This is a genomic window from Variovorax trehalosi, assembly GCF_051216415.1.
GTDB lineage: Bacteria > Pseudomonadota > Gammaproteobacteria > Burkholderiales > Burkholderiaceae_C > Variovorax.
In genome coordinates this window covers 432832-445699 of record NZ_JBPJZG010000003.1, presented here as the reverse complement: position 1 = coordinate 445699, position 12868 = coordinate 432832, and the positions used below count along the sequence as shown (strand labels likewise).

General features: G+C 67.0%; 15 protein-coding genes. All 15 read left to right on the top strand.

Annotation, left to right across the window (positions count from 1 at the left end):
- The first annotated feature begins 162 nt into the window (after window positions 1-162).
- The 15 genes from ACSFA7_RS13965 to ACSFA7_RS13895 all read left to right on the top strand — a co-directional run bounded on the left by ACSFA7_RS13965 (window position 163) and on the right by ACSFA7_RS13895 (window position 12838).
- Window positions 163-1236, top strand: coding sequence for an MBL fold metallo-hydrolase (locus ACSFA7_RS13965; RefSeq protein WP_435499912.1), 1074 nt, complete (start codon window positions 163-165; stop codon window positions 1234-1236).
- 24 nt (window positions 1237-1260) lie between these two features.
- Window positions 1261-2595 (top strand): MFS transporter, encoded by a 1335-nt coding sequence (locus ACSFA7_RS13960; protein WP_435499911.1) that lies wholly within the window; start codon window positions 1261-1263, stop codon window positions 2593-2595.
- A gap of 96 nt (window positions 2596-2691) precedes the next feature.
- Entirely contained in the window at window positions 2692-3465 is a 774-nt protein-coding gene (locus ACSFA7_RS13955) for a GntR family transcriptional regulator (protein ID WP_435499910.1), read from the top strand.
- Window positions 3462-4262 carry a transporter substrate-binding domain-containing protein gene (locus ACSFA7_RS13950; RefSeq protein WP_435499909.1) on the top strand — a complete coding sequence of 267 codons (801 nt, stop codon included), beginning with the start codon at window positions 3462-3464 and terminating at the stop codon, window positions 4260-4262. Before ACSFA7_RS13955 ends, ACSFA7_RS13950 begins: the two co-directional genes overlap by 4 nt.
- Window positions 4263-4277: 15 nt before the next feature.
- Window positions 4278-4940 carry an amino acid ABC transporter permease gene (locus ACSFA7_RS13945; RefSeq protein WP_435499908.1) on the top strand — a complete coding sequence of 221 codons (663 nt, stop codon included), beginning with the start codon at window positions 4278-4280 and terminating at the stop codon, window positions 4938-4940.
- A gap of 27 nt (window positions 4941-4967) precedes the next feature.
- On the top strand, window positions 4968-5621 hold the full coding sequence (locus ACSFA7_RS13940; RefSeq protein WP_042581113.1) for an amino acid ABC transporter permease: 654 nt from the start codon (window positions 4968-4970) through the stop codon (window positions 5619-5621).
- Complete coding sequence (locus tag ACSFA7_RS13935; protein WP_435499907.1) at window positions 5605-6387, top strand: amino acid ABC transporter ATP-binding protein; 783 nt, start codon at window positions 5605-5607, stop codon at window positions 6385-6387. The genes ACSFA7_RS13940 and ACSFA7_RS13935 overlap by 17 nt, the downstream gene beginning before the upstream one ends.
- Before the next feature lie 183 nt (window positions 6388-6570).
- Complete coding sequence (locus tag ACSFA7_RS13930; protein WP_435499906.1) at window positions 6571-7056, top strand: P-loop nucleotide/nucleoside kinase family protein; 486 nt, start codon at window positions 6571-6573, stop codon at window positions 7054-7056.
- Between the two features lie 15 nt (window positions 7057-7071).
- A complete protein-coding gene (locus ACSFA7_RS13925) occupies window positions 7072-7560 on the top strand; it encodes a GNAT family N-acetyltransferase (RefSeq protein ID WP_435499905.1) in 489 nt (162 codons plus the stop codon).
- Between the two features lie 72 nt (window positions 7561-7632).
- On the top strand, window positions 7633-8214 hold the full coding sequence (locus ACSFA7_RS13920; protein ID WP_435499904.1) for a DUF1439 domain-containing protein: 582 nt from the start codon (window positions 7633-7635) through the stop codon (window positions 8212-8214).
- Window positions 8211-9203, top strand: a complete 993-nt coding sequence (locus ACSFA7_RS13915) for a glycerophosphodiester phosphodiesterase (RefSeq protein ID WP_435499903.1) — start codon at window positions 8211-8213, stop codon at window positions 9201-9203. The genes ACSFA7_RS13920 and ACSFA7_RS13915 overlap by 4 nt, the downstream gene beginning before the upstream one ends.
- On the top strand, window positions 9200-9478 hold the full coding sequence (locus tag ACSFA7_RS13910) for a hypothetical protein (RefSeq protein WP_435499902.1): 279 nt from the start codon (window positions 9200-9202) through the stop codon (window positions 9476-9478). The genes ACSFA7_RS13915 and ACSFA7_RS13910 overlap by 4 nt, the downstream gene beginning before the upstream one ends.
- Window positions 9479-9502: 24 nt before the next feature.
- Complete coding sequence (locus ACSFA7_RS13905) at window positions 9503-9904, top strand: hypothetical protein (RefSeq protein WP_435499901.1); 402 nt, start codon at window positions 9503-9505, stop codon at window positions 9902-9904.
- Window positions 9905-9981: 77 nt separating this feature from the next.
- Window positions 9982-11457 carry a TolC family protein gene (locus tag ACSFA7_RS13900; RefSeq protein ID WP_435499900.1) on the top strand — a complete coding sequence of 492 codons (1476 nt, stop codon included), beginning with the start codon at window positions 9982-9984 and terminating at the stop codon, window positions 11455-11457.
- A 1-nt stretch (window position 11458) separates the two neighbouring features.
- Window positions 11459-12838, top strand: coding sequence for a multicopper oxidase family protein (locus tag ACSFA7_RS13895; RefSeq protein WP_435499899.1), 1380 nt, complete (start codon window positions 11459-11461; stop codon window positions 12836-12838).
- The last annotated feature ends 30 nt before the right edge of the window (window positions 12839-12868 follow it).

The window sequence follows — 12868 nt, the reverse complement described above, 5'->3', positions numbered from 1 at the left end:
GAATGTCCCCCGGGCTTCGCCCTCCTCCTTGATTTCGCTGCGGGGAGCACCCGATGCCCTGCGCACTTGGACGCGCTGTTGGTGTATCGCCGATCAACGACGCCCTGAATAACCCGCAACGCGACAACTCAAAAAGCAAGTCCTCATTCACAGGAGACGACCATGATCCGAGATCCCGACCCCACTGGCTTCGCGCAACTGGCGCACTTCGACGGCGCGCGAAGCGCCACCATGCCGCAAGACCGCCTGCGCGCCATTCGCCATGGCGCCGAAGCACTGCGCGAGCAACTGCTCGATGCGCCGCCGGTGCGCTTTGCGCGCAGCTTCAACCTGCTGCGCATTCCGTACCCTGCGTGGTTCGCCTTCACCGGCGTGTATTCGCAGCAGTTGCTCAAGCCGCACATGGTCCACCTCCTGGCGCGCACCGTACTGATCCAGTACGACGACTTCGAAGGGCGCCTCCGCACGCTGCTCTTCACGCCGGCCGACTTCGAGGCGGGCAACGAAACGCCCTACTTCAAGCGACTGAGCGAGCAGACGCCGAAGTTCCTGCACAAGACCATCGCGCCGGTCTACCAGACCGTGCCGCAGGCGCTGGCGAGCTGCGGCGTGGCACCCGAACAGATCGACTACATCACCTACGACCACCTGCACACGCAGGACGTGCGCCGTTGGCTCGGCAGCGCGGATGCGCCTGGCCTGCTGCCGAACGCCAAGCTGCTCGTGCACCGGCAGGAACTCGCGAACGTTCAGGGGCTGCTGCCGGTGCAGGCCGAGTGGTACTGCCCGCATGGCCTCGACGGCGTGCCGGCCGAACGCATCGTTCCGTTCGACGGCAGCATCCAGCTTGGCCGTGGCCTCGCGCTGGTGCACACGCCGGGCCACACGGAAGGCAACCACTCGCTGGTCTATCGCACCGGCGATGGATTGCGCGTGAGCAGCGAGAACGGTGTCGCAGCCGACAGCTGGGCGCCGCTGCAGTCGCGCCACAACGGCATCCGCCGCTATGCGCAGGCGACGGGCGCGGAGGTGATCCTCAATGGCAACACGCAGGAAAGCAGCAATGACCAGTACCTGTCGATGGTGCTGGAGAAGACGCTCGCGGGCACCTCGCCGTCGCACGGGTTCAGCAACGTCGTGCCGTCCAGCGAATGCTCGCCGCACTGGCTCTTCCCGGGGGCGCCGACCAGCCACCTCTGGGGCGAGACGAGTTTCGGCACGCTGGCCCAGCGCTGAAAAGAAAAAGAAGGAGACACACCGATGAACACCGCCACCCTCGCCGCCGCCGATGCGCACACGCCCGCCTCGGCCGATGCGCGCGACGACGCCGCGCTTTTCCGCAAGATCACCTGGCGGCTGATGCCGCTGCTGTGCGCCTGCTATGTGCTGAACTACCTGGACCGCACCAACGTCGGCTACGCGCAGTTGCAGATGAAGGACCAGCTGGGCTTCAGCGATGCGGTGTTCGGCCTCGGGGCCGGCATCTTCTTCATCGGCTATGCGGTGTTCGAGATTCCGAGCAACCTGATGCTCGCGAAGATCGGCGTGCGCGCGACGCTGTTGCGCATCATGGGCCTGTGGGGGCTGGCCTCGGCGGCGATGATGTTCGCGACGACGCCGATGCAGTTCTACGTGCTGCGCTTCCTGATCGGCGTGTTCGAGGCGGGCTTCGCGCCCGGCGTGCTGTTCTACCTGACGCTCTGGTTTCCGTCGCACCGCCGCGCGCAGGCAACCGCCCTCTTCTTCATGGCCTTCGGTGCGGCGCCCATCGTCGCGGGGCCCATCGCCGGGCTCACGATGACCTACCTCGACGGGGTGCTTGCGTTGCGTGGATGGCAGTGGCTGTTCCTGCTCGAAGGGCTGCCGAGCGTGCTGCTGGGCGTCATCGCGTTTCGCTGGCTCTCGAACAGCCCGTCGCAGGCGCCATGGCTCACGGCCACGGAGAAGCAGCGCGTGGCGCGCCTGCTGGCCGAAGACCAGGCCGCGCACGGTGCCGCCGAGCGCCACACCTTCGGCGCGGCCATGCGCGACGCCCGGGTGTGGCTGATCGGCTTCATGTCGTTCCTGATCATCCTGGGCATCTATGCGCTGTCGTTCTGGCAGCCGACCATCCTGAAGTCGATGGGGCTCAGCGTGCTACAGATCGGCTTCTATTCGGTCATTCCGGCGGTCGCGGGCATCGCGGCCAACATCGTGGTCGGGCGGCACTCCGACCGGAAGAAGGAACGGCGCTGGCACTTCGCCATCGGTGCGCTGGTGGGTGCGACGGGCCTCGCGCTGACCACTCTCTTCATGCAGAGCCCCTTGGCGGCCGTGCTATGCCTGGCGCTGGCATCGATGGGCATCTCGAGCGCGTTCACCGTGCTGTGGGCGATTCCGGGCAACTTCATGTCGAAGAGTGCAGCGGCCGCAGGCATCGCGCTCATCAGCACCATCGGCGGCAGCGCGGGGCTGGTCGCGCCGATGATGGTCGGTGCGCTCAAGACGCTGACGGGCGGCTTCACGGCCAGCCTCTATGTGCTGAGCGGGGCGCTGGTGCTGTCGGCACTGCTCATGCTGCTGGCCCTGCCCGCGAGCGCGCTGGCCAAGCGATAGCGCACTCGCGCCGCACCACTGGCGCACGGCACCGATCCATTTCGGTGCACAGATCTTGCATACCAGTTGGCACAAAAGCTGCTGGTATGCAGGCGAATGTCTACATCCGCATCCGAAATCAGTGCACGCATCGTCGAAGCGGTGATGGCGCAGAAGCTCGCGCCGGGTTCGCGCCTGGGCGAGCAGCAGCTGGCCATGCTCTTCGACTGCAGCCGCACCATCGTGCGCGAAGCCCTCACCCGGCTGGCGGCGCGCGGCATCGTCACCGTGAGCGCACGGCGCGGCTGGTTCGTGATCGAGCCTTCGCAGGAAGAAGCGCGCGAAGCCTTCGAGGCGAGGCGTGTGATCGAGCTGGGGCTCATCCGCAGCGCAGCCACCACCGGCAAGCTCGACAAGGCCGCCCTGCGCCAACTGAAGGCGCACCTCCAGCGTGAGAAGGGCGCACTGAAAGAGAGCGACGTCGGCAACCGCAGCTTCCTGCTCGGCGACTTCCACGTGTGCCTGGCCGAATGCCTGGGCAACACGCTCCTGGCCGACACGCTGCGCGATTTCACCGCGCGCACCACGCTGATCGCCATGCTCTACCAAAGCACGCACGATGCGGTGCAGTCGTGCGAAGACCACGTGCAGATCGTCGCGGCGCTCGAGCGCGGCGACCACGCCGCCGCCGAGGCGCTGATGGCCGAACACATCGGCACGGTGCAGTCGGCGCTGCGCGTGCAGGCGCCCACCGATCCGCTCGCGCAGCTGCGCGATGCGCTGGCACCGCTGCAGAACAGCGCGGCGCCCAAACCCAAACGCCGCAAACCCGCCGCGTCCTCCCCTGACGACACCCCCGATTCATCGACTTACCTAGGAGCCCTGCTATGACTTTCTCTGCATCGAAACGCCACCTCGCCCTCGCGTTCGCTTCCGTCGCCCTGCTGGCCGCGGCCGGCGGCGCCCATGCCCAGAACGCACTGGACAACGTGCTCAAGGCCAAGACCATCAAGATCGCCGTGCCGACCGACTACCCGCCCTACGGCTCGGTCGACAAGAACATGAAGCCGCAAGGCCTCGACGTCGAAATGGCCGAGCTCATCGCCGCCAAGCTCGGCGTGAAGATCGAGCTGGTGCCGGTGACCAGCGCCAACCGCATTCCGTACCTGCAGACGCGCAAGGCCGACCTCGTGATCTCCACGCTCGGCAAGAACGCCGAGCGCGAGAAGGTGATCGACTTCTCGTCGGCCTATGCGCCCTTCTTCCAGGCCGTGTACGCGGCCAAGAGCATGAAGCTCACCGCCTTTTCCGACATGGCCGGCAAGACCGTCGCCGTGACGCGCGGTGCGATGGAAGACCAGGAACTGAACAAGGTGGCGCCGGCGAACGTCGACTACCGCCGCTTCGAGGACAACAACGCGACGATCGCGGCCTTCGTGGCCGGCCAGACGCAAACCCTCGCGACCAGCGCGGCGGTCGCCGCCGACATGCTCGCCAAGAATCCGAAGGTCAGCGCCGAGTTCAAGCTGCTGCTCAAAGACAGCCCCTGCTTCGTGGGCGTCGCGAAGGGCGAAACCGCATTGAAGACCAAGGTCAACGAAATCATTGCCGCCGCCAAGAAGGACGGCACGCTGGACGCCATGTCGAAGAAGTGGCTCGGCAAGGCAGCGGGCGATCTTCCGGTCTGATCGAATCACGCGGCCATGAACATCGAGTTTGACTTTGGCGCGGTGCTCGCCGAATGGCCGCTGCTGCTGCGCGGCGTGGCGTGGACCGTCGGCCTCACCGCCATCGGCACCGTGCTCGGCATGATCGTGGGCACGCTGTGCGCCTGGGCGCGCTCGGGCGGCCCGGCCTGGCTGCGCGCCATCGTGGGCACCTATGTGGAGCTGATCCGCAACACGCCCTTCATCGTGCAGCTGTTCTTCATCTTCTTCGGGCTGCCGGCGGCGGGCGTGAAGCTCTCGCCCGAGGTGGCGTCGGTGATCGCGATGGTGATGAACCTGGGCGCGTACTCCACCGAGATCATCCGCGCGGGCATCGAGGCCACGCCGAAGGGTCAGATCGAAGCGGCCGTGAGCCTCGCGCTCAGCAAGTCGCAGGTGTTCCTGCGCGTGGTGCTGCCGCCCGCGCTCAAGAAGGTGTGGCCCGCGATGGTGAGCCAGATCATCATCGTGATGCTGGGCTCGGCGGTGTGCGGCCAGATCTCGACCGAAGAGCTGAGCTACGCGGCCAACCTGATCCAGAGCCGCAACTTCCGCGCGTTCGAGGCCTTCATCATCGCCACGCTGATCTACCTGGCGCTGTCGGTGGGGCTGCGGCGTTTGCTCAACTGGGCGGGGCCGAAGTTCTTCTTCGGCCGCTGAACGCACCACAGAAGGAAACCCATCGTCATGAGTGATTTTTCTCTGTGGGACATCCTGCGCAACCTGCTGATGGCGCTGCGCTGGACCGTGGTGCTCTCGCTGATCGCCTTCATCGGCGGCGGCATCGTGGGCGGGCTGCTGCTGTTTCTGCGCCTGCGCGGCGGCAAGATCGCGGGCAAGGCCGTCGGCCTCTATGTGCAGCTCTTCCAGGGCACCCCGCTGCTGATGCAGCTGTTTCTTGCCTACTTCGGCATCGCGCTGTTCGGCATCGACGTGTCGGCGTGGACCGCGGCGAGCGTGGCGCTCACGCTCTACACCAGCGCCTTTCTCACCGAGATCTGGCGCGGCTGCGTGGCCTCGATTCCGAAGGGCCAGTGGGAAGCATCCGGCAGCCTGGCCCTGAGCTTCGGCGAGCAGATGCGCCATGTGATCCTGCCGCAGGCCGTGAAGATCGCGATCGCGCCGACGGTCGGCTTTCTGGTGCAGGTGATCAAGGGCACCGCGCTCGCCTCGGTGATCGGCTTTGTCGAGCTCACCAAGGCCGGCAGCATGATTTCGAACGCCACCTTTCAGCCCTTCGTGGTGTTCAGCTGCGTGGCGCTGCTTTACTTCGTGCTGTGCTTCCCCGTGAGCCTGTACGCCAAGAACCTCGAGAGGAAGACCCATGGCCGCCGTGCTTGACCAAGCCAAACCTGAATCCGCGACCTTCGCCGCGCCCATCGTGCGCATCACGGCGCTGCGCAAGTCCTACGGCACCAACGAAGTGCTCAAGGGCATCGACCTCGACGTGAAGCGCGGCGAGGTGATCGCCATCATCGGCAAGAGCGGCTCGGGCAAGAGCACGCTGCTTCGCTGCATCAACGGGCTGGAAGTGTTCCAGGAAGGCTCGCTCACCGTGGACAGCAAGCCGCTGCTGCACGAGAGCGCGATGGCCATGCGCGAGCTGCGCCAGCGCGTGGGGATGATCTTCCAGAGCTTCAATCTTTTTCCGCACCTCACGGTCGGCAAGAACGTGATGCTTGCGCCCACGCTGGTGAAGAAGCGCGCGTCGCTGGAAGCCGCCTCGCAGGCGCGCAAGCTGCTCGAACGCGTGGGCCTTGCCGAGAAGTTCGATGCCATGCCCGACCAGCTCTCGGGCGGGCAGCAGCAGCGCGTGGCCATCGCCCGTGCGCTCGCGATGGAGCCGGCCGTGTTGCTGTGCGACGAGATCACCTCGGCGCTCGACCCCGAGCTGGTGGGCGAAGTGCTGCGCGTGGTGGAGTCGCTGGCCGACGAAGGCATGACGCTCCTGATGGTGACGCACGAGATGAGCTTCGCGCGCAAGGTGAGCGACCGGGTGATCTTCATGCACCAGGGGCGCGTGCACGAGATGGGACCGCCGGCGGAGCTGTTCGGGAATCCGCAGACGGCGGAGTTGAAGCAGTTTCTTTCGTCGCTGCACGACTGAGGGTTTCGTCCTCGGCTATCCTCGACCCATGGCCTCCCTGCGGAACGCACCGATTATTCGCACCATCGAAGAGATGGTGGGTTAGCGCGCGATCCAGACGAGTTTCACGCCATGCAACCCGCCCCACGAGGCGGGTTTCTTTTTGCCTCCTGGGGTTTTCTTCCAAGTCACAGGAGAAAAGCAATGACCCCCATGCTCCACATGGTCTGCGGCAAGATCGGTGCCGGCAAATCGACGCTCACCCGGCGCCTGGCAGAGGCACCGGCCACGGTGCTCATCAGCGAGGATGCGTGGCTTGTCGCGCTGTACCCCGGAGAGATCGTCGCGCTGCCCGACTATGTGCGGGCTTCGACCCGGCTCAAGCGGGTCATGGCGGAGCATGTCGTCGGGCTCCTCAATGCTGGCGTGTCCGTGGTGCTCGACTTTCCCGCCAACACGGTGAGCAGCCGGGCCTGGGCGCGCGGCATCTTCGAGAAGGCGGGCGTGGCGCACCGGCTCCATTTCCTGGATGTGCCGGACGCAATCTGCAAGGCACGGCTTCGCGCACGCAATGCCAGCGGCGAACATCCCTTCGAAACGACGGATGCCGAGTTCGACCTGATAACGCGCCACTTCGTCGCGCCCGCGGAGGCGGAAGGCTTTCACGTGGTCCGCGCCTCGCAGGCCTGACTAAGATCGCCCGCGATGCATATCGAACAAGCCCTCCCCGCCGAAGCGGCTACCGTTGCCGCCGTCCTGAACGAAGCCGCCCGATGGCTCGCCACCGAGGGGCGGCCGCTGTGGTCGGCCATCGATGTCGGCCTCGAACGGGTGCAGCGCGACACCGATGCCGGTCGCTACTTCATCGCGCGCGAGAACGGGGACGTGGCCGGCGTGGTGCGGATCGACATGGAGGATCCCTTCTTCTGGCCGGAGATCGAACCCGGAAGCTCCGCGTTCGTGCACAAGCTGGCGGTGCGCAGGTCTTGGGGCGGCAAGGGCGTATCGACCATGCTCCTGGCCTTCGCGCGCGAACGCACCCGCAGCCTCGGCCGCCCGTACCTGCGCCTCGATTGCGTGGCGGACCGGCAGGCGTTGCGCACGCTCTACGAGGGCTTCGGTTTCGTGCTGCACAGTGTCATCCAGAAGGGAAACGGGTCCTTTACCCGTTACGAATTGCGCATCGACGGCTGACTGTCCGACAGGAATGGGCGCCACCCCGGCGCTGGCGGGAACGCATCCGCCTGTGGCAAGCTCGGAACCCCTATGAACCTCCGCCCTCCGTCCCTCACCTCCCGTCGCCGGATGCTGCAGGCCCTGCTCGGTACGGCCGCCCTGCAAGCTCCGTTCGCGGCGCTGGCCGGCTTCAACTTCTTCACCAGCGAATACACCGCGAGCCGCGACGAGCTGCAGACGATGATCGCCAAGCGCTTTCCGGTGGCCGAGCGCTATGCCGAGATCTTCATGGTCGGGCTGCGCGATCCGCAACTGGGGCTGGATGCAGGCACCAACCGCGCGGCCCTCACCGCCACGCTGACGATAGCGAGCCCCCTGCTCGCCGCCTCGCCGGTGCAAGGCGTCGTGTCGATGAGCAGCGCGCTGCGCTACGACGCGGCCACGCGCACGCTGCGGCTCGATCATCCGAAGGCCGAGCGGCTCGAACTGCAAGGCGTGGAAGGGCGCGATGCCGAGCGACTGCAGAAGGTCGGCTCGGTGGTTGCTCAGGAACTGCTGCAGGGCCAGGTGCTGCGCAGCTTCACCGCCGACGAACTCACCATGGGCCGCAAGACCTACGAGATCGGTGACATCACCGTGCAAGAAAACGGCATCAAGGTGCAGCTCAAATGAAATACCCCCTGCTCGTCGCCGCATTGCTCGTCGCGGGTTGCGCCGCCATCGCCCCCACCGCGAAGCAACACTTCGACCTGCAGGCCCACCGCGGCGGCCGCGGCCTCGCGCCCGAGAACACGCTGGCCGCGTTCTCGAACGCAATCGACCTCGGCGTGACCACGCTGGAGCTGGACATCGGGCTCACCGCCGACAACGTGGTCGTGATCTCGCACGACACCACGCTCAACCCCGACCACACGCGCGACGCAAACGGCAACTGGCTCGCATCGCGCAGCGGTGCGGCCGTGCGAGCGCTCACGCTGGCGCAGTTGCAGACCTACGACGTGGGCCGCCTGAACCCCACCAGCAACTACGGCAAGCAGTTCGCCCTGCAACAGCCGCGCGACGGCGAACGCATACCAACGCTCGCCGCACTGTTCGCGCTGGTGCAGGCGCGCGGCGCGGCTGCGGCCACGGTGCACTTCAACATCGAAACCAAGATCGATCCGACGAAGCCCGACGAGACCGCCGCACCCGAACCCATGGTGCGCGCGCTGCTTGCCGAGATCGACAAGGCGAAGATGGCCGACCGCGTGACCATCCAGAGCTTCGACTGGCGCACGCTCGCGCTCGTCGGCCAGCTCGCGCCGCAATTGCCGCGCGCCTACCTCAGCACCGCACGCACGCTGAAGGACAGCCGCTGGACCGTTGGCCTCGATGCCGCGGGCTTTGCGTCGGTGCCGCAGCTGGTCAAGGCTGCCGCAGGCAAGAGCGCGGGGCCGGTGATCTGGTCGCCGGCCTACGCCGACCTCACGCCGGCCGTCATCAAGGAAGCGCAGAAGCTGGGCATGAAAGTGCTGCCCTGGACCGTGAACCAGCGCGCCGACATGCAGCGGCTGATGGATTGGGGTGCGGACGGCATCATCACGGACTATCCCGATGTGCTGCGCGACCTGATGCGCGAGCGCGGGCTGTCGACGCCTCCCTCCGGAAAGGTTGCGGGATGAGCGCGACACAGCAACTCGACGCCATCGCCGCGCACATTGCGGCGCTGAACGGCGGCGGTGGCGGATCGGTGACCACGCTGTCGAACGATGCCCGCGCCAGCGCCGAACTGCTCGGCGCCCTGCCGCCGCGCTACAGCGAGGTCTTGCTGAACCTGCTCGACCGCCTCGAATCGAGCGCGCTCTTCAGCGAAGAGAGCTGCTCCTTCAGCCAGAAGGACCTGCTGGACAACCTGCAGGTGTGGATCCACAAGGCCCGCGGCCAGCTGGTGTCTTAGGGCACCGGTTTATCATCGTCACCCATGCGCACCCTGCTGCTCGCCCTCATGATCGCCCTGCTGCCCATCCGCGGCTGGCTGGGCGACGCGATGGCGGTGGAGATGGTGCGGCACTCGCTACCGGCCGCCTCGCTCGTTGCGGAAGAGGCCTCCCCGGCCTCGGTGGCGGCGGATGCGCATTGCCATGAAGCCATGGAAGCAGCCGACAGCGGCATGGACACCATGGCGCACCATGACGAAGGCAGCAGCACCGACCACCAGGGCTGCGGCACCTGCACCGCCTGCCAGGTCTGTCACACGGTGGCCCTCGGCGGCACACCCCTCATCGACATCGTGCACGGCGCCCCCCAGGCGCCACCGGCGGCCCACACGGCCCGCTTCGCGAGCGCAGAGCCCGTTCCGGGCCTGAAGCCGCCCATTTCCTGATCTCCCTGCCCGTAGTCCGTCCGCAGTGAGCCTTTTCCGGCTCTCGGCGTTGGTCGTATTGCTCATGGAGATCGAGCGTGAACCCCATTGTTCGCCGGCAGATTGCCGGCCCCCTTCGCTATCGAAGAAGTAGCGCGCTGCTCAAGCGTGCCACCGCACTCGGCAGCGCTCTCGTTCTGGCCGGCTGTGCCAGTCTTTCCCCCGACGGCGGCACTGCCGACGTGCAGGCGCTGGTCGGCAACAACCCGCTGATGGCGGGCAGCACCGCCCAGCGCGTGCCCGACGAGGCCTCGCAGAAGAGCGTCGATGCATTACTCGCCAAGCCGCTCGATGCCGAGTCGGCCGTGCGCATCGCGCTCGTCAACAGCCCGCGCGTGCAGGACGCCTTTGCCACGCTGCAGATCAGCGACGCCGACCGCGTGCAGGCCGCGAGCCTGCCGAACCCCGTGCTCTCGTTCAGCCGCCTCGCCCAGGGCCGTGAGCGCGAGTTCGAGCGGATGCTGAGCTTCAACGTGATCGGTCTTGTCACATTGCCGTGGCAGGCCCGCTGGGCTGGCCAGCGGCACGAGGCGGCCAAGCTGCAGGCCGCGCAGAGCGTGCTGCTGCTGGCCGCCGACACGCGCCGCGCGTGGGTGCGTGCGGTGTCGGCGCAACAGAGCGTGGCGTACCTGCGCGATGCGAAGGACGCCGCCGAGGCCGGCGCCGAGCTTGCGCACCGCATGGCCCAGGCCGGCAACTGGAGCGCGCTGCAGCGCACGCGCGAACAGCTGCTGCTGGCCGATGCCGCGGCGCAGCTCGCGCGCGCCGAGCAGACCGCCGTTGCCACGCGCGAGCAGCTCACGCGGCTGCTCGGCCTGAGTGGCAAGCGCATCGGCTACACGCTGCCCGATCGCCTGCCTCCCCTGCCGAAGTCCGCGCCCGAACTCGGCGACGTGCAGGCTCTGGCGCTGCGCGACCGGCTCGACGTGCGTTCAGCGCAAGCGCAGAACACGGCGGTGGCCGATTCGCTCGGCCTCACGCGCGCTACCCGCGTCATCAACGCGATGGAAATCGGCGTGGTGCGCAACACCACGTTCGAGAACGATGCCGACCGCTCGCGCTCGACGAAGCGCGGCTTCGAACTCGACCTGCCACTGCCGCTGTTCGACTGGGGTCAAGCACGCACGGGCCGTGCCGAAGCGCAATACATGCAGTCGGCCGCCCGTGTGCGCGATGTGGGCGTGCTGGCCGCGAGCGAGGCGCGCGAGGCCTGGCAAGGCTGGAACACGTCCTACGCATTGGCGCGCCGCTACCGCGATGAAGTTCTGCCGCTGCGCAAGAAGGTCAACGAGGAAATGGTGCTGCGCTACAACGGCATGCTCGCGAGCGTGTGGGAGCTTTTGGGCGAAACCCGCGCGAGCATGCTCGCCGTCAATGCGGGCATCGAGGCGCAGCGCGACTTCTGGCTCGCCGACACCGACCTGCAATTCGCGCTCACGGGCAGTTCGCCCGGCGGCATGACGGCGCTGCAGACGGCCACGGCCGGCGATGCACCCGCGGCGGGAGGGCACTGACATGAACCGCCGCAACTTCTTCGCAGGCGCCGCCACCGCCGCCGCAGCAACCACCGTCAGCCGCGTCTCGATGGCTGCCCTGCCCGAACCCGTCACACAAAGCTCCACCGCCACCGCAGCGCCGCTCACGCCGCCGAACGGCCGCCCGTACAACCCCGTCGTCACCCTCAACGGCTGGACGCTCCCCTGGCGCATGAACGCCGGCGTCAAGGAATTCCACCTCGTTGCCGAACCCGTCGTGCGCGAGATGGCGCCCGGATTCAGGGTCAACATGTGGGGCTACAACGGCCAGTCGCCGGGACCGACCATCGAGGTGGTCGAGGGCGACCGCGTGCGCATCTACGTCACCAACAAGCTGCCCGAGCACACGACCGTGCACTGGCACGGCCAGCGCCTGCCCAACGGCATGGACGGCGTGGGCGGCATCACGCAGCCGCACATTCCGCGGGGCAAGACCTTCGTCTACGAGTTCACCGCGCGCCGCCCCGGCACCTTCATGTACCACCCGCATGCCGACGAGATGGTGCAGATGGCGATGGGGATGATGGGTTTCTGGGTCACGCATCCGAAGGAGAGCCATCCGCTCATCGAACCGGTGCAGCGCGACTTCTGTTTTTTGCTCGGCAGCTTCGACGTGGAGCCCGGCAGCGCGACGCCCAAGGTCAACACCATGACCGACTTCAACATCTGGAGCTTCAACAGCCGCGTGTTCCCGGGCATCGACACGCTCAATGTGCGCAAGGGCGACCGGGTGCGCATCCGCGTGGGCAATCTCACGATGACCAACCACCCGATCCACATCCACGGCCACGAGTTCGAGGTGACCGGCACCGATGGCGGCCCCGTGCCGCGCACCGCGCGCTGGCCCGAGGTGTCGGTGGACGTGGCGGTGGGCCAGATGCGGCAGATGGAATTCGTCGCCGATGAAGAAGGCGACTGGTCGCTGCACTGCCACAAGGCGCACCACACGATGGGGCCGATGGGCCACGAGGTGCCGACCATGATCGGCGTCGACCAGAAGGGCGTGGCCGAGAAGATCAAAAAACTCGTGCCCGACTACATGGTGATGGGCGACAAGGGCATGGCCGACATGGGCGCGATGGAGATGCCCATTCCCGGCAACACGATGCCCATGATGACCGGCGCGGGCCCTTTCGGCCCGGCCGAGATGGGCGGCATGTTCACGCTCTTGAAGGTGCGGCGCGACCAGAAACCGGGGGACTACAAGGACCCGGGCTGGTTCAAGCACCCGGCCGGCACGGTGGCGCGCGAAGTGCCCGGCGCCTCTGTGCCGCCGGCCACGCGCAATGCGCCATCGCCGGGCAACAGCAGCAACAACGATGCCACCGTGCGCAAGCCTTCGGGCGCACACAACCACTGACCTCAATCACTTTCATTTTTGGAGTTCACC